This window comes from Streptococcus sp. KHUD_018, from assembly GCF_054861215.1.
This window is the reverse complement of the sequence record NZ_CM142176.1, coordinates 1,420,576-1,439,575: the sequence shown is the minus strand read 5'-3', so window position 1 is coordinate 1,439,575 and position 19,000 is coordinate 1,420,576. Positions and strand designations below refer to the sequence as shown.

Annotated in this window: 23 protein-coding genes and 1 pseudogene; 20 read left to right on the top strand and 4 right to left on the bottom strand. The window is 40.7% G+C overall.

Going from position 1 to position 19,000, the window contains the following annotated elements; translation table 11 throughout:
- The first annotated feature begins 17 nt into the window (after positions 1 to 17).
- From ACVBD2_RS07295 to ACVBD2_RS07280, 4 genes are all read left to right on the top strand, one after another.
- A complete protein-coding gene (locus ACVBD2_RS07295; protein ID WP_461685498.1) occupies positions 18 to 953 on the top strand; it encodes a manganese-dependent inorganic pyrophosphatase in 936 nt (311 codons plus the stop codon).
- Between the two features lie 85 nt (positions 954 to 1,038).
- The gene (locus ACVBD2_RS07290) at positions 1,039 to 1,551 is read left to right on the top strand and encodes a YiiX/YebB-like N1pC/P60 family cysteine hydrolase (protein ID WP_461685497.1); all 513 of its coding nucleotides are present in this window, start codon (positions 1,039 to 1,041) and stop codon (positions 1,549 to 1,551) included.
- Positions 1,535 to 2,185, top strand: coding sequence for a DUF1803 domain-containing protein (locus ACVBD2_RS07285; RefSeq protein ID WP_461685496.1), 651 nt, complete (start codon positions 1,535 to 1,537; stop codon positions 2,183 to 2,185). Before ACVBD2_RS07290 ends, ACVBD2_RS07285 begins: the two co-directional genes overlap by 17 nt.
- Positions 2,186 to 2,286: 101 nt before the next feature.
- Positions 2,287 to 2,487 (top strand): CsbD family protein, encoded by a 201-nt coding sequence (locus ACVBD2_RS07280; protein WP_000051185.1) that lies wholly within the window; start codon positions 2,287 to 2,289, stop codon positions 2,485 to 2,487.
- Positions 2,488 to 2,523: 36 nt separating this feature from the next.
- Here the strand turns inward: ACVBD2_RS07280 and ACVBD2_RS07275 are convergent, their stop codons facing one another.
- Complete coding sequence (locus tag ACVBD2_RS07275; protein WP_461685495.1) at positions 2,524 to 3,969, bottom strand: UDP-N-acetylmuramoyl-L-alanyl-D-glutamate--L-lysine ligase; 1,446 nt, start codon at positions 3,967 to 3,969, stop codon at positions 2,524 to 2,526.
- A 105-nt stretch (positions 3,970 to 4,074) separates the two neighbouring features.
- Between ACVBD2_RS07275 and ACVBD2_RS07270 the strand changes: the two genes are divergently transcribed.
- Positions 4,075 to 5,697 carry a putative polysaccharide biosynthesis protein gene (locus ACVBD2_RS07270; RefSeq protein WP_461685494.1) on the top strand — a complete coding sequence of 541 codons (1,623 nt, stop codon included), beginning with the start codon at positions 4,075 to 4,077 and terminating at the stop codon, positions 5,695 to 5,697.
- A 99-nt stretch (positions 5,698 to 5,796) separates the two neighbouring features.
- On the opposite strand, the gene ACVBD2_RS07265 is transcribed toward ACVBD2_RS07270, so the two are convergent.
- Complete coding sequence (locus ACVBD2_RS07265) at positions 5,797 to 6,162, bottom strand: DUF3397 domain-containing protein (RefSeq protein ID WP_461685493.1); 366 nt, start codon at positions 6,160 to 6,162, stop codon at positions 5,797 to 5,799.
- Between the two features lie 91 nt (positions 6,163 to 6,253).
- On the opposite strand from ACVBD2_RS07265, the gene mnmL reads away from it, so the two are divergent.
- Genes mnmL through ACVBD2_RS07240 form a run of 5 tightly spaced genes read left to right on the top strand, consistent with a single transcriptional unit; the run spans position 6,254 to position 10,983 of the window.
- Complete coding sequence (gene mnmL, locus ACVBD2_RS07260; RefSeq protein ID WP_125837571.1) at positions 6,254 to 7,210, top strand: tRNA modification radical SAM protein MnmL/YtqA; 957 nt, start codon at positions 6,254 to 6,256, stop codon at positions 7,208 to 7,210.
- Entirely contained in the window at positions 7,194 to 7,751 is a 558-nt protein-coding gene (gene mnmM / locus ACVBD2_RS07255; RefSeq protein WP_125837569.1) for a tRNA 5-(aminomethyl)-2-thiouridylate-methyltransferase MnmM, read from the top strand. Before mnmL ends, mnmM begins: the two co-directional genes overlap by 17 nt.
- The gene (locus ACVBD2_RS07250; RefSeq protein ID WP_000361095.1) at positions 7,744 to 7,998 is read left to right on the top strand and encodes a hypothetical protein; all 255 of its coding nucleotides are present in this window, start codon (positions 7,744 to 7,746) and stop codon (positions 7,996 to 7,998) included. The genes mnmM and ACVBD2_RS07250 overlap by 8 nt, the downstream gene beginning before the upstream one ends.
- An 11-nt stretch (positions 7,999 to 8,009) precedes the next feature.
- Entirely contained in the window at positions 8,010 to 10,064 is a 2,055-nt protein-coding gene (locus ACVBD2_RS07245) for a cation:proton antiporter (RefSeq protein ID WP_125837568.1), read from the top strand.
- Between the two features lie 34 nt (positions 10,065 to 10,098).
- Positions 10,099 to 10,983 (top strand): YihY/virulence factor BrkB family protein, encoded by an 885-nt coding sequence (locus ACVBD2_RS07240; RefSeq protein WP_125837566.1) that lies wholly within the window; start codon positions 10,099 to 10,101, stop codon positions 10,981 to 10,983.
- A gap of 47 nt (positions 10,984 to 11,030) precedes the next feature.
- Here the strand turns inward: ACVBD2_RS07240 and ACVBD2_RS07235 are convergent.
- Positions 11,031 to 11,462: pseudogene (locus tag ACVBD2_RS07235) on the bottom strand (IS3 family transposase); the annotation flags it as partial.
- Positions 11,463 to 11,527: 65 nt separating this feature from the next.
- On the opposite strand from ACVBD2_RS07235, the gene ACVBD2_RS07230 reads away from it, so the two are divergent.
- A complete protein-coding gene (locus tag ACVBD2_RS07230; RefSeq protein ID WP_125837564.1) occupies positions 11,528 to 11,980 on the top strand; it encodes a MarR family winged helix-turn-helix transcriptional regulator in 453 nt (150 codons plus the stop codon).
- A 13-nt stretch (positions 11,981 to 11,993) separates the two neighbouring features.
- Positions 11,994 to 12,701 (top strand): B3/B4 domain-containing protein, encoded by a 708-nt coding sequence (locus tag ACVBD2_RS07225; protein ID WP_125398709.1) that lies wholly within the window; start codon positions 11,994 to 11,996, stop codon positions 12,699 to 12,701.
- Between the two features lie 61 nt (positions 12,702 to 12,762).
- On the opposite strand, the gene queA is transcribed toward ACVBD2_RS07225, so the two are convergent.
- Entirely contained in the window at positions 12,763 to 13,791 is a 1,029-nt protein-coding gene (gene queA / locus ACVBD2_RS07220; RefSeq protein ID WP_025168939.1) for a tRNA preQ1(34) S-adenosylmethionine ribosyltransferase-isomerase QueA, read from the bottom strand.
- 147 nt (positions 13,792 to 13,938) lie between these two features.
- Between queA and ACVBD2_RS07215 the strand changes: the two genes are divergently transcribed.
- The 8 genes from ACVBD2_RS07215 (at position 13,939) to ACVBD2_RS07180 (ending at position 18,982) form a co-directional block, all read left to right on the top strand.
- The gene (locus ACVBD2_RS07215) at positions 13,939 to 14,646 is read left to right on the top strand and encodes a glucosamine-6-phosphate deaminase (RefSeq protein WP_000864606.1); all 708 of its coding nucleotides are present in this window, start codon (positions 13,939 to 13,941) and stop codon (positions 14,644 to 14,646) included.
- 101 nt (positions 14,647 to 14,747) lie between these two features.
- Positions 14,748 to 15,365 carry a class I SAM-dependent methyltransferase gene (locus ACVBD2_RS07210; protein WP_004245813.1) on the top strand — a complete coding sequence of 206 codons (618 nt, stop codon included), beginning with the start codon at positions 14,748 to 14,750 and terminating at the stop codon, positions 15,363 to 15,365.
- Positions 15,366 to 15,378: 13 nt separating this feature from the next.
- The gene (locus ACVBD2_RS07205; protein ID WP_000811176.1) at positions 15,379 to 16,002 is read left to right on the top strand and encodes a Type 1 glutamine amidotransferase-like domain-containing protein; all 624 of its coding nucleotides are present in this window, start codon (positions 15,379 to 15,381) and stop codon (positions 16,000 to 16,002) included.
- Between the two features lie 159 nt (positions 16,003 to 16,161).
- Positions 16,162 to 16,338, top strand: a complete 177-nt coding sequence (gene rpsU, locus ACVBD2_RS07200; protein ID WP_000048054.1) for a 30S ribosomal protein S21 — start codon at positions 16,162 to 16,164, stop codon at positions 16,336 to 16,338.
- Between the two features lie 129 nt (positions 16,339 to 16,467).
- A complete protein-coding gene (hprK, locus tag ACVBD2_RS07195) occupies positions 16,468 to 17,403 on the top strand; it encodes an HPr(Ser) kinase/phosphatase (protein ID WP_185759887.1) in 936 nt (311 codons plus the stop codon).
- Complete coding sequence (gene lgt / locus ACVBD2_RS07190) at positions 17,396 to 18,184, top strand: prolipoprotein diacylglyceryl transferase (RefSeq protein WP_125837562.1); 789 nt, start codon at positions 17,396 to 17,398, stop codon at positions 18,182 to 18,184. Before hprK ends, lgt begins: the two co-directional genes overlap by 8 nt.
- Positions 18,185 to 18,568: a DUF948 domain-containing protein gene (locus ACVBD2_RS07185; RefSeq protein WP_033585592.1), complete on the top strand. Its 384-nt coding sequence runs from the start codon at positions 18,185 to 18,187 to the stop codon at positions 18,566 to 18,568. It begins immediately after the preceding gene.
- A 15-nt stretch (positions 18,569 to 18,583) separates the two neighbouring features.
- The gene (locus ACVBD2_RS07180; protein WP_125424642.1) at positions 18,584 to 18,982 is read left to right on the top strand and encodes a YtxH domain-containing protein; all 399 of its coding nucleotides are present in this window, start codon (positions 18,584 to 18,586) and stop codon (positions 18,980 to 18,982) included.
- Positions 18,983 to 19,000: the final 18 nt, after the last annotated feature.

The window sequence follows — 19,000 nt, the reverse complement described above, 5'->3', positions numbered from 1 at the left end:
TTTAAAGAGGTATTATCATGTCTAAGATTCTAGTATTTGGTCACCAAAATCCAGATTCAGATGCCATCGGGTCATCTGTAGCCTTTGCCTATCTTGCAAAAGAAGCTTATGGATTGGACACAGAAGCAGTAGCACTTGGAACACCAAACGAAGAAACAGCTTTTGTTTTGAACTATTTTGGTGTAGAAGCACCACGTGTTATCACATCTGCTAAAGCAGAAGGTGCAGAGCAAGTTATTTTGACTGACCACAATGAATTCCAACAATCTGTTTCAGATATCGCTGAAGTAGAAGTTTATGGTGTTGTAGACCACCACCGTGTAGCTAACTTTGAAACTGCAAGTCCACTCTACATGCGTTTGGAACCAGTTGGATCAGCTTCATCTATCGTTTACCGCATGTTCAAAGAACACGGTGTAACAGTTCCTAAAGAAATTGCTGGTTTGATGCTTTCAGGTTTGATTTCAGATACCCTTCTTTTGAAATCACCAACAACTCACCCATCTGATAAAGTCATTGCTCCTGAATTGGCAGAATTAGCAGGCGTGAACTTGGAAGAGTACGGTCTTGCTATGCTCAAGGCTGGTACCAACTTGGCTAGCAAATCTGCTGAAGAATTGATTGACATCGATGCTAAGACCTTTGAACTCAACGGAAATAAGGTTCGTGTAGCTCAGGTTAATACAGTTGATATTGCTGAAGTCTTGGAACGCCAAGCAGAAATTGAAGCTGCAATGCAAGCTGCCAATGCAGCAAATGGCTACTCTGACTTTGTCTTGATGATTACAGATATCGTCAACTCAAACTCAGAAATCCTTGCTCTTGGATCAAATATGGACAAGGTCGAAGCTGCCTTCAACTTCAAACTTGAAAACAACCACGCTTTCCTTCCAGGTGCTGTTTCACGTAAGAAACAAGTGGTGCCTCAGTTGACTGAAAGCTTTAATGGCTAATAGCCTGAGTGATAATTGAAACGAGGAAACTTTAGTTTCCTTATAGCTAAAGGGGTCTCGGCTCCTTTTTTTCTAGGAGAGAAAGATGTTAGAAAATGGCGATTTGATTTTTGTGAAGGACCTTTCAGATATGGGGCAGGCCATCCAGGCTTCTACTGGGAACTATAGTCATGTAGCTATCTTTTTGGACGGTTTGATCTACCATGCTAGTGGGCAAGCAGGTGTCATCTGTCAAGAACCAGCTGAATTTTTTGAACCGACTCATCTCTATGACCTTTATGTCTATCCAGAGATGGAAGCTGACTTGGTAAAGGAAAGAGCCAGCAAACATTTAGGTGCACCCTATAACGCCTCTTTTTATCCAGATGGGTCTGGTTTTTACTGTTCCCAGTACATCGCAGAAATTCTCCCTATTTTTGAGACCATTCCGATGCAATTTGGAGACGGAGAGCAGGAGATTAGTGATTTTTGGAGAGAATATTATAGGAAACTCGAACTTCCTGTGCCTCTAAACCAGCCAGGGACCAATCCCAGTCAGTTAGCAGCATCCCCTCTTTTAGAATGTAAAGAAAGGAATCTTCATGATTCAGATTTTTAATCCCTCTCGTTTGACTCGACAGCCATTTTTTATAGATTTGGTGGACTATCTGGACCAGCATGATGATGTAATCCTCCGGGAAATCAAGGCTCAGTTTCCAGATGTGGCAGTTGATAAACTCATGGAAGAGTATATAAAGGCAGGTTTGATCCTAAGGGAAAACAAACGATATTCCCTCAATCTCCCTTTTCTAGAATCGATAGACAATCTATCCCTTGACCAAGAAATTTTTGTCAGAGAGGATAGTCCAGTCTATCAAGCCTTGTTAGAGAAGACTTTTGAGACAGAATTGCGCAATCAAACCAATGCAGCCATTTTAGTCGAATCTACGGATTTTGCCAGAGAAAAGATGACCCTGTCTAATTATTTCTACAAGGTCAAGAATCATTATCCTTTGACAGAAAAACAGCAGGAACTCTATGCCATTTTGGGAGATGTCAATCCTGAGTATGCTCTCAAGTATATGACGACTTTTTTACTCAAGTTCCTCAAAAAGGACCAGCTCATGCAGAAACGGCGTGATATCTTCGTTGAGAGTTTAGTTGTCTTGGGTTATATTGTTCAAAACGAAGAAGGGAAGTATGAGTTGGCGGTTGATTTTGACAAGGAACGGTTGTCTTTCTATTTGCCTTAATTATTTGCTTTTGAGCAGATTGTTTGACTTTACTAAAGAATAAGCATAAACTGAATGTAAGCGATAACCATTGTCGTATTAAAACAAAAGGAGACAGAGCTATGTCACTTGAAAATAAATTGGAACAAGCAACTGGTGCTATCAAAGAAGGATTTGGTAAAGTTACTGGGGATAGCAAGACTGAAGCAGAAGGTGCTGTAGAAAAAACAGTTGCCAAAGCAAAAGAAGTTGTTGAAGATGCTAAAGGTGCTGTAGAAGGCGCCGTTGAAGGTCTTAAAAATTCATTTAAGAAAGAAGACTAAAAAAATCAAGGGAAAACTTCCCTTGATTTTTTGATTTTATAGGTAACGTTCTGCGATGGCTGCATCTCCTGGATAGGCTTCTTTCTTTCCTTGGACGATTTGGTAGCAATCAGCTCCCTTACCAGCAATAATCACGGCATCGAGTTCTTGACTTGTAACAGCCATTGCCGCCTGGATGGCTTGTTCGCGATCGGCAATCTTTTCAACAGGATGGCTGATATAGCTACTGATTTCCTCTGCAATCGCCATTGGATCTTCATAGTTGGGGTCATCAGCTGTGAGAAAGACTTGAATCTCAGGGTGTTGATTGAGGAGGAGACCAAAGTCTTTGCGACGACTTTCCCCCTTGTTTCCAGTCGAACCGAGAACCAGAGCGATTTTTCCAGTTTGATGAGTTTCAACTACATTGATGAGTTTTTTCAGACTGTCCCCATTGTGGGCATAGTCAATGAAAACCTTAGCTCCATTTTTCTGTGTGAGGACTTCCATGCGTCCAGGAACTCGGGTTGTAGCAATTCCTTTTTTGATGTCCTCTAGACTAGCACCTAGACGAAGGCAGGCAAGTCCTGCAGCAACGGCGTTTTCTTGGTTAAAGTGGCCAATTAGCTGAATATCATAATCGCCAGCGAGTTTTCCTGTAGCTGAAAAGCTAAAGGCTTTGGAATTCTCGATTTGGTTGTCAGACTTACTACCATAGAAGTCATGCTCTTGATGTTCAACTTGTTCTTTTAGCACTGAGAAGTGGTCCATGTCACTGTTAATGACAACTGCTCGGCTATTTTCCATCAAGAGACGTTTGTGGTAGAAGTAATCTTCAAAACTAGGATGCTCAATCGGACCGATATGGTCAGGACTGATATTGAGAAAGACTCCTACATCGAAAGTCAGGCCGTAGACTCGCTTAACCAAGTATGCTTGACTGGAGACTTCCATGATGAGATGGGTTCTTCCGTTATGAACAGCTTGAGCCATCATATCAAAGAGATCAATACTTTCAGGAGTTGTGAGAGCAGACTTAAAGAAGGTCTTGCCGTCTAAGGTTGTATTCATGGTCGAGAGCATAGCAGGGCGGAAACGTTGAGATAGGATGTGGTAAGCAAAGTAAGCTGCTGTTGTCTTCCCTTTTGTTCCTGTGAAAGCGAGAATTTTGAGTTTTTCTTGGGGATTACCGTAAAATTCCATAGCAATCAAACTCATGGCTTTCTTGATGTCATTCACGACAATAACAGGGATACCGACTTCATAGTCCTTTTCAGCCACATACCAGCCTAAGCCTTGTGATATAGCTGAGAGAAGATATTCTTTTTTAAAGGCAGCGCCTTTTGCAAAAAAAAGAGTGCCCTCTTTTACTTTCCGGCTGTCGTAACTGATGCTGTCAAAAACAACTCCACTGTAGTTGTAATGGTAGTGTCCTTGGTCGATAATCTCGCGAAAAAGGCCATCTTTCTTTAAAATATCTAATACGTTTTCAATCTTTATCATACTTTCTATTATAAACTTCAAGTCTGAATTTTACAAGTAACAAGGAAAAGTTTATAATGGAAGATAAGGAACTTTTCCTAGTTATCAAAATTGAATGAGGAAGCTATGTCTAACGAAAACAATCACCAGCAAGCCCAGATGTTGCGAGGGACTGCTTGGCTAACAGCTAGTAATTTTATTAGTCGCCTGCTTGGTGCTATCTATATTATTCCCTGGTATATCTGGATGGGAACCTATGCCGCCAAGGCAAATGGTCTCTTTACAATGGGCTACAATATTTATGCTTGGTTTTTGCTGATTTCAACAGCGGGTATCCCAGTTGCGGTCGCCAAGCAAGTGGCTAAGTACAATACCATGCGAGAAGAAGAGCATAGCTTTGCCTTGATTCGGAGTTTCCTAGGCTTTATGACAGGCTTAGGTCTAGTCTTTGCCTTGGTCTTGTATCTCTTCTCTCCTTGGTTGGCAGATTTATCGGGTGTGGGGAAAGATTTGATACCCATCATGCAGAGCTTGGCTTGGGCGGTCTTGATATTCCCGTCTATGAGTGTCATCCGAGGCTTCTTCCAAGGGATGAACAACCTCAAGCCCTATGCCATGAGTCAAATCGCCGAGCAGGTAATCCGTGTCATCTGGATGTTGTTGGCGACCTTTATTATCATGAAGATGGGTTCTGGTGACTACCTATCAGCAGTTACCCAGTCGACTTTTGCAGCCTTTGTGGGGATGGTGGCTAGTTTTGCAGTCTTGATCTACTTCCTAGCCCAAGAAGGTTTGCTCAAAAGAGTATTTGAAACACGGGACAAGATCAATAGCAAGCGACTTTTAGTCGACACCATCAAGGAAGCCATCCCCTTTATCCTGACAGGATCAGCCATCCAGCTCTTTCAGATTTTAGACCAGATGACCTTTATCAATAGTATGAAGTGGTTTACCAACTACAGCAATGAAGACTTGGTTGTTATGTTTTCTTATTTCTCTGCCAATCCTAATAAAATCACCATGATTTTAATCTCTGTTGGGGTTTCGATTGGAAGTGTTGGCTTGCCGCTTTTGACAGAGAACTATGTAAAAGGCGACTTGCAGGCGGCTGCTCGCCTAGTTCAAGATAGTATGACTATGCTCTTTATGTTTCTCTTACCAGCAACAGTTGGAGTGGTCATGGTAGGTGAACCTCTCTATACAGTCTTTTATGGTAAGCCAGATAGTTTGGCCATGGGCTTGTTTGTCTTTGCTGTTTTACAGTCTACTATCCTAGGCTTGTATATGGTCTTGTCTCCTATGCTTCAGGCCATGTTCCGCAACCGCAAGGCAGTACTTTACTTTGTCTATGGTTCCCTTGCTAAGCTCGTCTTGCAACTTCCAAGTATTGCTATTTTCCACAGTTACGGTCCCTTGATTTCAACGACTATCGGGCTAATCATTCCGAATGTCTTGATGTATAGAGATATCTGCCAGGTAACGGGTGCTCGTCGAAAGATTATCTTGAAACGAACCATTTTGATTACCATTTTGACTCTTGTCATGTTTATCCTAGTTGGCTTCTTGCAATGGCTACTCGGTTTTGTCTTCCAACCAACAGGACGTTTCTGGAGTTTCCTTTATGTAGCCCTCATTGGAGGACTTGGAGGAGGTCTCTATGGTTTGATGAGTCTACGGACACGACTCTTGGACAAGATAATAGGTAAAGCTCAAGCAGACCGGCTACGAGCAAAATTTAAACGGTCTTAACAGAACTAAAAGAAATGCTAGCTCCTTATTAATTGTTTGGGTTAGCTTAAACTTAAATTTCCATAAATTAAAATCCCTAGAATCAGTTGTTCTAGGGATTTATTGGGGTGTGAGCATCATTAACTCTACAATCATAGCGATATAGAGGACCAAGGTTAGGAGAAAACCAGCTCTCCAGAAGAATTTGATAAATTTAGGGTAATAAAAACTTCGTTTTTTGACGAGGAAAAAGATAACTAGGAGGATTGCTAGGAGTGAAAGTGCTACTCCAAGTCGTGGTAGAAAGTTGTGGGTAAAAGTTTTAGCAGTAATCAGGTAATACTCAAATACCAAAAGTGGAAAAGCTAAATCTGCGAAATTCAGTCCTAGTTTTTTCAGTTTAAAAAGTTTTGTTACAATGATGGAGACCACGAGAGTTAATACCAACAATAAAGTAGCTGCTATTTTCATTAAAATCATACTCATATTGTATCATAAAAAATCATTAAAGGAAACGAGAAACAAGGAAATCTGTAGGAAAGTCAAGCTTTTGAGATTGTGGGTGTTTTTTGTTATAATGAAAGTTATGAAATCTTATAATACCTTGAATGATTATTATCGAAAACTTTTTGGAGAAAAGACTTTCAAAGTTCCTATTGATGCAGGGTTTGACTGTCCAAATCGCGATGGAACTGTGGCTCATGGGGGCTGTACCTTTTGTACGGTTTCGGGCTCTGGAGATGCTATTGTGGCACCAGATGCACCTATCCGTGAGCAATTTTATAAGGAAATTGACTTTATGCATCGTAAGTGGCCAGATGTTAAAAAGTATCTGGTTTATTTTCAAAACTTTACCAACACCCATGAAAAAGTGGAAGTGATTCGGGAACGTTACGAGCAGGCTATCAATGAGCCAGGTGTAGTAGGAATCAATATCGGAACACGACCAGACTGTTTACCCGATGAAACCATCGAATATTTGGCTGAGTTATCGGAACGCATGCATGTGACGGTAGAATTGGGCTTGCAGACCACCTTTGAAGCAACCTCTGACCTGATTAACCGTGCCCATTCTTATGAATTGTATGTGGAAACAGTAAAACGCTTGAGGAAATATCCCAAGATTGAGATTGTTTCCCATTTGATTAATGGTTTGCCCGGTGAGACTCATGAGATGATGATTGAAAATGTTCGTCGATGTGTTACGGACAATGATATTCAAGGAATTAAACTGCACTTGCTTCACCTCATGACCAATACACGGATGCAGCGAGATTACCACGAAGGACGTTTGCAACTGATGAGTCAGGATGAGTATGTCAAGGTTATCTGTGACCAGTTGGAAATCATTCCCAAGCATATCGTCATCCATCGAATCACGGGAGATGCGCCTAGAGATATGTTGATTGGTCCCATGTGGAGCCTCAATAAATGGGAAGTTTTGAATAGCATAGAGAATGAGATGCGACGCCGCGGAAGTGTGCAAGGATGCAAGGCTGTAAAACAGGAGTTTAAAAATGAAAAGACCACTTGAGATGGCACATGATTTTTTGGCTGAGGTTGTGACTCAGGATGATATCGTAGTGGATGCAACCATGGGCAATGGCCATGATACCCTTTTTCTAGCCAAGTTAGCCAAGCAAGTCTATGCCTTTGATATCCAGGAGCAGGCTTTGGAGAAAACCCAAGACCGTTTAAATGAGGCAGGTTTAGAGAATGTTCAATTGATTTTGCAAGGGCATGAGACGCTTGACCAGTTTGTGACAGAAGCTAAGGCAGGGATTTTTAATCTGGGTTATCTGCCTTCTGCTGACAAATCTGTCATTACCCGACCTCAGACTACTATTGAAGCCTTAGAAAAGCTGTGTCATTTGCTTGTCAAAGGAGGACGGATTGCCATTATGATCTACTATGGTCATGAGGGAGGAGACACCGAGAGGGATGCTGTGTTGGATTTTGTTAGCCAGTTGAACCAACAAGAGTATACAGTTGCCATTTATCGGACTCTCAACCAAGTTAATAATCCACCGTTTTTAGTTATGATTGAAAAATTAGAAAGGTATAGACATGGATAAGCAATACCTTCGTGAGAAGCTTGAGGCAATGCGCCAAAATTTTGTTGAGTCAACGCATCACGAGCGAGCAGTCGGGGTGCTCGACGAAGCACATATGAGCAAGAAAATGCTTAAAATCAAGAAAAAATTAGTGGCTCTTGAAATGGAACGATGCCAGAAAAAAATTGAGCACAAGGACTGTTCTAAGATTGATCAGAAAATCCAAGAGCAAAAGGAGATGTTTGAATTTTGTTGTAAAAAAGACTAAGGAGGGTCTAGATGACACTACTAATTTACCTGATTCTATTTTTATTAGTCTTAATCGTTTCAACTACGACCAATAAACTTTTGCCTTTTTTGCCCCTCCCCCTAGTACAAATCCTTTTGGGGCTTGGCATTGGTCTTTTTTTGCCCAATACTGACTTTCATCTTAATACAGAGCTGTTTCTGGCCATGGTTATTGGTCCATTACTTTTCCGAGAGGCAGAAGAAGCCGATATTACATCTGTTTTAAAACACTGGCGCATCATTGTCTACTTAATCTTTCCAGTAATTTTCATCTCGACCTTGAGTTTGGGAGCCTTGGCTCATTTCCTTTGGCTGAGTCTTCCCTTAGCTGCCTGTTTGGCTGTTGGGGCAGCGCTTGGTCCGACGGATCTGGTAGCCTTTGCTTCTCTTTCTGAGCGTTTTCGTTTCCCAAAACGGGTATCCAATATTCTCAAAGGAGAAGGACTTTTAAATGATGCTTCTGGCCTGGTTGCCTTTCGGGTGGCACTGGCTGCATGGACAACTGGCGCTTTTTCCCTCAGTCAGGCTGGAACATCCCTAGCACTTTCGATCCTTGGTGGTTTTGTAGTCGGTTTTGTGACGGCAATGATCAATCGTTTCTTGCATACATTTTTACTGAGTGTGCGAGCGACAGATATAGCGAGTGAACTCTTGCTTGAACTGAGTTTGCCTCTCATGACCTTCTTTATCGCTGAAGAAATCCATGTTTCAGGGATTATCGCAGTTGTAGTCGCAGGCATTTTGAAGGCCAGTCGTTTCAAAAAAATCACGCTCCTCGAAGCTCAGGTAGATACTGTTACAGATACTGTTTGGCATACCGTGACCTTTATGCTCAACGGTTCTGTCTTTGTCATCTTGGGAATGGAATTGGAAATGATAGCAGAACCTATCTTGACCAATCCCCTTTATAACCCCTTACTACTATTAGTATCGGTTGTTTTGCTGACACTTTTACTTTTTGCAATTCGCTTTGTTATGATTTATGGCTTCTATGTTTGGAGAACACGCCGCCTCAAGAAAAGTCTTCGTAAATACATGAAGGATATGCTCCTTTTGACCTTCTCTGGTGTCAAAGGAACAGTATCTATTGCAACCATTCTTCTCATACCAAGCAATCTAGAGCAGGAGTATCCCCTCTTACTTTTTCTAGTAGCAGGTGTCACGTTATTAAGCTTTCTAACAGGTTTATTAGTTCTTCCCCACCTTTCTGAGGAACAAGAGGAAACCAAAGATTACCTCATGCACATTGCGATTTTAAATGAGGTCACAGCAGAATTAGAAAAAGAACTGGAAGGGCATAAGAATAAACTTCCCCTTTATGCGGCTATTGATAATTATCACGGTCGAATTGAAAACCTAATCCTTAGTCAAGAAAACAAAAGTGCCCAAGAAGACTGGGAGGCTTTAAAACTCCTCATCCTGAGTATCGAAAGCGATGGTTTGGAGCAGGCTTACGAGGAGGGGAAAATCGGTGAACGTGGTTATCAAGTTTATCAACGCTATCTGAAAAATATGGAGCAGAGTATCAATCGCAAGGTGGCTTCTCGCCTAACATATTACTTCCTTGTGTCGCTCCGTATCTTGCGTTTTCTCCTGCATGAATTGCTAACTTTTGGGCAGACCTTCCGTAGTTGGAATGACAAGGAGCAACGTCGCCTTCGAGCTATTGACTATGATCAAATATCCGAACTCTATCTGGAGAATACGGAGTTGATTATCGAAAGTTTGGAAAACCTAAAAGGAATCTACAAGAGTAGTCTGATCAGCTTTATGCAAGAGTCTCGTCTACGCGAGACGGCCATTATCGGTAGTGGTGCCTTTGTCGAACGTGTTATCAATCGTATTAAACCAAATAATATCGATGAAATGCTAAGAGGTTACTACCTAGAACGTAAGTTAATTTTTGAATACGAAGAGAAGAAATTGATTACGGCTAAGTATGCCAAGAAATTACGGCAAAATGTCAACAATCTTGAGAATTATTCTTTAAAAGAAGCTGCAAATACCCTACCCTATGATATGATGGAATTAGTCAGAAGAAATTAGTTTATAAAATCAACTTGTATTAGGAGGTCGCAACATGAAAAAGTGGTGGAAAGAGCTGATGGGACGACCCTTGTTGAAAGCTTTTTTACATTTTTATCAAGCTTCCGATAGTGAACTGACCAGTGTTGCGGTTGCCTACTATTGGTTGGTTTCAATCTTCCCCTTGTTGATGATAGTGGTCAATATCTTGCCCTATTTTCAAATTCCGATTTCAAATTTTTTGCTCACCATCAAAGAATTTGTGCCGGATACAGTCTATGATGTGGTCGCAAAGATTGCCCGAGAAGTCCTGACCCAACCATCGACTGGTTTGCTGAGTTTTGCAGTCTTGTCTGCCCTTTGGACCTTCTCGAAATCGATGGATTTCCTCCAAAAAGCTTTTAATAAGGCCTATGGAGTAGCCAAGAGTCGAGGCATTATCACCCATCAATTGATGAGTTTACTCGTCAGCTTTGGCTTGCAAATTCTTTTTGCCCTAGCCTTATTTTTGAGTATGTTTGGGCGTATGTTGCTCAACCTGCTCAAAACTTACTGGCAATCAGACAGTCCTTTCTTTGATTACCTACAGGACTTTACAGGCCCTTTGATTTATGCCTTGCTCTTTGCCATCTTGGTCATGCTCTACTATTTCCTTCCAAATGTTAGAGTCCCTCGTATTCGCTACGTTTTTCCTGGTAGTATCTTTGTTTTGCTGACGCTTGTCTTTCTGTTGAATATTTTTTCTGTCTATTTCAATAACTATGTTAACCATCTAGTCGACGTCCGATTTTTCAGCTCCATCATCGTTGTGGTGATGATGTTCTGGTTTATTCTCATCGCAAAGATTTTGATTATCGGAGCAGTTATCAATGCCAGTGTACAGAGTTTGAAGGATCCAAAGTTTCGTGATAACACATTCTTTTTAAAAAATGAAGAATAAAAAAAGACGCTTTGTTTGTACTGACCCCAAAAAGTTAGACAATTAATTTATCCAAAGGATTTAGTTCTGCATTGTACCGGACTAAGTCCTTTTAGTTTGACTTTGATTCGTTTGTTATTGTAGTAATCAATGTAGTCTACAATAGATTGCTCAAGGTCTTCTAAAGACCTAAAGTTCTTCTCATATCCATAAAACATTTCCGACTTCAAAATTCCAAAGAAAGACTCCATCATGCTGTTGTCTGGGCTGTTACCTTTACGTGACATGGAAGGCTGAATACCTTTACTCTCTAAAAATCGATGATAAGAATCGTGTTGGTATTGCCAGCCCTGATCGCTGTGTAAAATGATATTTTCATAGTATTTCTCTGTAAAGGTCTGCTCCAGCATAGCTTTCACTTGTGCTAAGTTCGGTGACGTAGAAAGATTATAGGCGATAATTTCACTGTTAAAGCCATCTAAGACTGGTGATAAATAAAGCATTTTTTATTGCATTTGCAACAAAAATGTGCTATTCTATCATCATAGATATGAGAGGAGGAAACATGTCGTTATTACGCGAAATCGGAATTATAGCCCGTGCCCTAGATTCTATTGCTAATATTGAGTTTCGTGATATTGAACTAGCTCGTGGGCAATACCTTTATTTAGTACGGATCAAGGAGAATCCAGGAATCATTCAAGAAGCCTTGTCGGATTTACTGAAGGTTGACCGTTCGACAGTTGCTCGTTCAGTAAAAAAACTGGAAGAAAAGGGGTTAATAAAACAAGGAATGACCAGTACAAATCGGAAAAATAAAGAGTGGTTTGTCACTGAAAAAGGAGATGCACTTTATCCTTTTATCCTTGCTGAACATCACTATTCAGAGAATTCTGCCCTAAAAGGATTTTCTAGGGAAGAGGCCAGGGAACTGGAGAGCCTACTAATTCGGGTTAGAAAAAATATTACAAGTGATTGGGATATGGTCAAAAAAGGCCAGAAAAGAAATTATTTATAATAAGAGGTGAAAGATGAAAGTTATCGTTGAAAATGAATTTTGGAGCTTGTTTCCAGAAGCACAGATTAGCGTTTTAGCAGTAAAGGGATTAGATAATACAGTTGATGAAAGCAAGGATTCCTATTTCAAAACCTTGCTAGATAAGGGAGCTAAACGAGCTGAGGATTTCATTTCGGATGAGAATTTTACTCAGAATGATGTCATTCAAGAATGGCGTCAGGCTTTCAGCAAGTTCAAAACGAAAAAAGGAGCACGCTCCTCTATAGAAGCTCTGCTTAAAAGGGTCAGTCAGGGAAGAGAGTTTAATCCCATCAATCCCTTAGTAGACATCTATAATAGTGTCTCTCTATCTTATGCTGTTCCCTGTGGTGGCGAAGATGTGAACAAGATTGTAGGCAATCTTCATCTTGGTCAGGCTAAGGGAGGAGAACCTTTCTTTCCACTAGGAGCTGAAAACGATGCTCCTGCACTTCCAGAAGAGCTGATCTATTATGATGATGAGGGAGCGGTTTGTCGCTGTCTCAACTGGAGAGAGGCGCAGAGAACCATGCTGACAGAAGAGACAAAAGATGCTGTCTTAGTGATTGAAGCGATCAATGCTGAACAGGCAACACGTGCTCGGGCTGCTATGGAAGAATTACAGGACTTGGTAAAGGATTACTTTGGTGTTCAAGGCAAACTGGTTCATCTGACTTCTGAGTCCCCAGAAATTACACTTTAAACAGAAATAGCCCTGTCATCTCTTAGGAATAAACTATCCTAAAGAAATGACGGAGCTATTTTTAATAGATAAACATAGCATCACCAAAGCTAAAGAAGCGGTATCGTTCTTGAATAGCATGGTGGTAAGCATCTAGGACTAAGTCACGACCGGCAAAGGCAGAAACTAGCATAACAAGAGTTGACTTGGGTAGGTGGAAGTTGGTTGAAAAAGCATCCACAACCTTCCAGTCGTAGCCTGGCTTGATAAAGATATTGGTCCAGCCAGAATCTGCTTGGATTTGCCCATCAAACTTGGAACCGATGGTTTCCAGTGTGCGGATCGAAGTAGTTCCAACAGCTATAACACGACCTCCATTTTCCTTGACAGAGCGAAGGGTGGCTGCGGCTTCATCAGAAAGTTGGTAGAACTCTGAGTGCATTTCGTGTTCGTCCAGATTGTCAACAGAAACGGGTCTAAAGGTTCCTAAACCAACGTGGAGCGTTAAATAAACCAAATGGACACCCTTGGCTTGGATTTCTGCTAGCAGTTCTTTAGTAAAGTGGAGACCAGCAGTAGGTGCGGCAGCAGAACCACTTTCTTTAGCGTAGACCGTTTGATACCGTTCACGGTCATCTAGTTTTTCATGGATATAAGGCGGTAATGGCATTTCACCTAGACTTTCCAAAACTTCTAGGAAAATTCCTTGGTATTCAAAGCGGACAATGCGGCCCCCGTGGGTCAATTCTTCCGTAACGACAGCGCTGAGGCGACCATCACCAAAGTTGACACGAGTGCCAACCTTGAGGCGTTTGGCAGGTTTGGCTAGGACTTCCCACTCATCACCACTAGTATTTTTGAGCAGGAGAAGTTCCACATGGCCTCCTGTTTCTTCCTTTTGACCATAAAGGCGGGCTGGTAGAACACGGGTGTCGTTCATGACAAGGGCATCACCTGGTTCCAACATATCGATAATGGAGTGGAAGTGCTTATCCTGAAATTCTCCCGTCTCACGATTGACGATGAGGAGTTTGGAGGCATCTCGTTTTTCAAGTGGTGTTTGGGCAATCAATTCCTCTGGCAAGTGGAAATCAAAATCAGCTGTATTCATTTTTTTCATCATTCTTTCTAACTTCTAATTTTATCCATTATAACACGTTTCAAGTTTGGACGCTCTTTTTTTGGAAATTAAATCGTTTTCACTTGACAAAAATTGGTCTATACCATATAATGAATATAGAAATATGGAGGATATAAAATGAAAGTTATTAAAGTTGAAAATCAAGTCGAAGGTGGAAAAGTAGCTTTTGAGATTTTGAAGGAAAAATTGGCCAATGGTGCTCAGACATTAGGACTTGCGACAGGGAGCAGTCCACTTGAGTTTTACAAGGAAATCGTTGAGAGTGACCTTGATTTTTCAAATCTAACCAGTGTAAACCTCGATGAGTATGTAGGGCTTGATGGGGACAATCCACAGTCTTACCGTTACTTTATGCAAGAACACTTATTCAACCAAAAACCATTTAAAGAAAGCTTCTTACCCCGTGGGATTAAGGACAATGCTGAAGCTGAGGTAGAACGTTACAACCAAATTTTGGCTGACCATCCTGTTGATTTGCAAATCTTGGGAATTGGTCGCAATGGACATATCGGTTTTAACGAGCCTGGCACTCCATTTGACAGTCAAACGCATCTAGTCGAACTTGACCAATCTACAATCGAAGCCAATGCTCGCTTCTTTGACAAGATTGAAGACGTCCCAACCCAAGCCATTTCAATGGGAATTAAAAATATCTTGGATGCCAAGTCAATTATCCTCTTTGCTTACGGTGAGTCGAAAGCAGAAGCCATTGCTAGAACAGTATCAGGCCCAGTAACTGAAAGTCTACCAGCAAGTAGCCTGCAATATCACCCTGATGTGACTATTATCGCAGATGCTGAGGCACTCAGCCTGCTTGAAAAATAAAATTAGGACCATTTGCTCTTTGGAGTGAGTGGTTTTTTACTTCAAATGTTTACTGTTCTGCTAAAGTGGTATAATATAGCTATACAGGGGAGGATCGAACTTTGGTTTATATAATCAGTTTTATTTGTTTTTTACTTTTAATGTTACTGTTTTTTCGTCTCATTCAGCAATCAAAGAACCCTTCGGGCTTTCTAGGAAAACGAATGATGAAATTGTGGAATCGAGCCTATCTCCCCATGTTTGTATGGGCAATTCGTCATCTGGATAGGACATTTTACCCTGTAATCTTAGATGTAGGAGTTGGAAATGGCCGTTCAACCATCCTACTGAAAGAAACTTTTCCGCAAAGTACCATAACTGGAATCGATATTTCAGATGCTGCAATAGCTCAAGCCAAACAGATAGAGATAACTAATTTAAATTTTGAACGAAGAGACGTTAGGGAGACAGGCTTTTCTGATGAAAGTGTTGATTTAATCACAGCCTTTCAAACTCATTTTCATTGGCAGGATCTAGAGGCTTCTTTTATAGAACTTCGAAGAGTACTCAAATCAGACGGGATGCTCTTGCTGGCTTGTGAATATAACAAGTTATCTTATTTTTTACCAGAGGTTCAAAGCGAAGAAGCATTTAGACGATTCTTGTTATCAGTAGGCTTTGAGGTCATAACTAGTCAAAGAAAGGGATCGTGGATCCTTTATAAAATTGTTAAAAACTAATGGAGGTACAATCATGAAACAATTATTTTTATGTTCATACTTTGCTGGAGTCAAAAAGCTTTTTAGCGATTATGCAAAGGAAAAGAATCTAGAAAACAAGGTTTTATTTATTCCTACCGCTGGGAACAAAGAGGATTATACTGCCTATATCGATGAGGCTCAGCAAACATTCAGAGATTTAGGATTTGAGATAGCGGTTCTAGATATTGCTTCTTGTGATCGAGAAACTGCACAGGCAAAGATTTTCCAAAGTAAGATTCTTTATATCTCAGGCGGGAATACCTTTTATTTATTGCAAGAATTAAAGAAAAAGCAACTCCTATCTCTCATCAAAGAGCAAATAAGAGATGGGTTGGTCTATGTGGGAGAATCAGCAGGGGCTATCATTACCGCCAAGGATATTGACTACAATAAACTCATGGACGACAAGACGGTAGCGAAAGAGTTATCGGATACAGCGGGATTGGATGAAGTGGAGTTTTACATCCTTCCACATTATGGTGAGGAGCCTTTTACTGATAGTAGCAAGAAGACCTTTGAAACCTATAAAAATCAGCTCGACTTAATGCGAATGAACAATTCACAAGCTGTTATTGTAAATGATAAAGAAATAAAAGTTGTTTCTGAACAGGATTAAAATAAATTTCTTTTTGCTATTATAATGTCCATTCTAATACGTTGCCTCTCTAAAAAAAGAAAGTGAAGATAATATAAGTTTATAGCCGTTTTTCCCTTGACATTTATTCATTTTGCGTGTAGAATAGAATAGATCTTGAACTTGAAGGGAGTGAAAAAAATGTCTAAAACAGTAGTACGTAAGAATGAATCTCTTGACGATGCACTTCGTCGTTTCAAACGTGCGGTTACTAAAGCTGGTACTCTTCAAGAAACACGCAAACGTGAATTCTATGAAAAACCTTCTGTAAAACGTAAACGTAAATCAGAAGCAGCTCGTAAACGTAAAAAATTCTAATTAGAAATGAAAGGCTAGAGAAATCTAGTCTTTTTCTTTCAAATAAATACTGTAAATCCTGCAAAAAAAGGAAACTTCCACCTACAATCTGATATAATAGTAGGGAGAACTCGATTGAAGGAGGAAATTATGTCGGTTTTAGTAAGAGATGTCATTGAAAAACTCAGACTAGATATTGTCTATGGTGAAGGCGAATTACTTGAAAAAGAAATCAATACTGCGGACATTATGAGACCTGGTCTTGAAATGACGGGCTATTTTGATTACTATACACCAGAACGGATTCAGCTGTTAGGGATGAAGGAGTGGTCCTATTTGGTTGCCATGCCTGCCCATAACCGTTATCAAGTTTTGAAGAAAATGTTTCTACCTGAAACACCTGCTGTAATCGTTGCTCGTGGTCTGGTAGTGCCAGAAGAAATGTTGAGGGCTGCTAGGGAATGTAATATTGCGATTTTAACCAGTCGAACATCAACCAGTCGTTTATCTGGAGAGTTATCTAGCTACCTTGATTCCCGTTTGGCTGAACGTACAAGTGTTCATGGTGTCTTGATGGACATCTATGGCATGGGTGTCTTGATCCAAGGGGATAGTGGTATCGGTAAGAGCGAGACGGGTCTTGAGCTTGTGAAACGTGGACACCGTTTGGTAGCAGATGACCGTGTAGATATCTTTGCCAAGGATGAAATGACTCTTTGGGGAGAGCCCGCTGAAATTTTGAAGCATTTACTTGAGATTCGTGGAGTGGGTATTATTGACGTGATGAGTCTCTACGGAGCAAGTGCTGTAAAAGATTCCTCACAAGTTCAGTTGGCTGTTTACTTGGAAAATTATGATACCCATAAGACCTTTGACCGCCTAGGGAACAATGCCGAAGAACTCGAAGTTTCTGGTGTAACGATTCCGCGTATCCGCATTCCAGTAAAAACAGGACGCAATATCTCTGTTGTTATTGAGGCGGCAGCCATGAACTATCGCGCTAAAGAAATGGGATTTGATGCGACGCGTTTATTTGAAGAACGCTTGACTAATCTCATCTCAAAAAATGAGGTGAAAGATGATTAATCCAGTCGCATTTGAAATTGGTCCTTTTTCCATTCGTTGGTATGCTTTGTGTATTGTGGCTGGCTTGGTCTTGGCTGTCTACCTTGCTATGAAAGAAGCTCCCAAAAAGAAAATTCTATCAGATGATATTTTGGATTTTATTCTGATTGCTTTTCCAGTTGCTATTTTAGGTGCTAGACTATACTACGTACTCTTTCGTTTAGATTATTATCTGCAAAATCCAGGTGAAATCATTGCTATCTGGAATGGTGGTTTGGCCATTTATGGAGGTTTGATAGCGGGCGCTATTGTCCTTTATATTTTTGCAGATAGAAAGCTGATCAATACTTGGGATTTCTTAGATATTGCAGCTCCGAGCGTCATGGTTGCCCAGAGTTTAGGGCGCTGGGGGAACTTCTTTAACCAAGAAGCCTATGGTGCAGCGGTAGATAATCTGGATTATTTGCCAGGCTTCATTCGTGACCAGATGTACATCGATGGTAGCTACCGTCAGCCGACCTTCCTATACGAGTCGGTTTGGAATCTGATTGGTTTTGCTTTAATCTTGATTTTTAGACGAAAATTAAAGGGAATCAGACGCGGTCATATCACGGCATTCTACTTAATTTGGTATGGCTTTGGTCGTATGATTATCGAAGGTATGCGGACGGATAGTCTCATGTTCTTTGGTTTGCGAGTTTCCCAGTGGTTATCAGTTGTCCTTATCGGACTCGGTATTTTTATCATACTTTATCAAAATCGAAAGAAAGCCCCTTTCTATCATACAGAGGAGGAAAAATAAATGTTAGAAGTTGCATATATTCTTGTTGCGATTGCTTTGATTGTCTGTTTAGTCTATCTGACAATCACGATTCAAAAAGCAGGTCGTATGATTGATGAGACGGAGAAAACCATCAAAACGTTGAGCTCAGATGTGAACGTTACCTTGCATCAGACCAATGAATTGTTGGTTAAGGTTAATGTGTTGGCAGATGATATCAATATCAAAGTTGCGACGATTGATCCACTTTTTACAGCTGTAGCGGACTTATCTGAGTCAGTATCTGATCTCAACCAACATGCACGTGTTTTAGGTAAAAAGGCTTCATCTGCTGGTTCAAAGACCATTAAAACAGGTGCAAGCTTGTCCGCTCTTCGTTTCGCAAGTAAATTTTTCAAAAAATAAAAAAGGAGAAATCTTATGGGAAAACTATCCTCAATCCTTTTAGGAACAGTTTCAGGTGCGGCTCTTGCTTTGTTTTTGACGAGTGACAAGGGTAAGCAAGTTTGTAGTCAAGCTCAGGATTTTCTAGATGATTTGAGAGAAGATCCAGAATATGCTAGAGAGCAGGTTTGTGAGAAACTAACTGAAGTGAAGGAACAGGCAAGGGATTTTGTACTGAAAACAAAAGAACAAGTAGAATCTGGTGAAATCACTTTTGATAGTGTCCTTGACCAAGCTAAAAACTGTGCTCGACAAGCGACGGAAGCATCGAAGGAAACCTTTAACAATCTCAAGGAGCAGTGGCAAGAACAGTCAGCAGCTCCAGACGTTGCTGAAGACCAAGAAGAAATCATCATCGATATTACTGAAGTATAATGCATCACCATCTCTGGT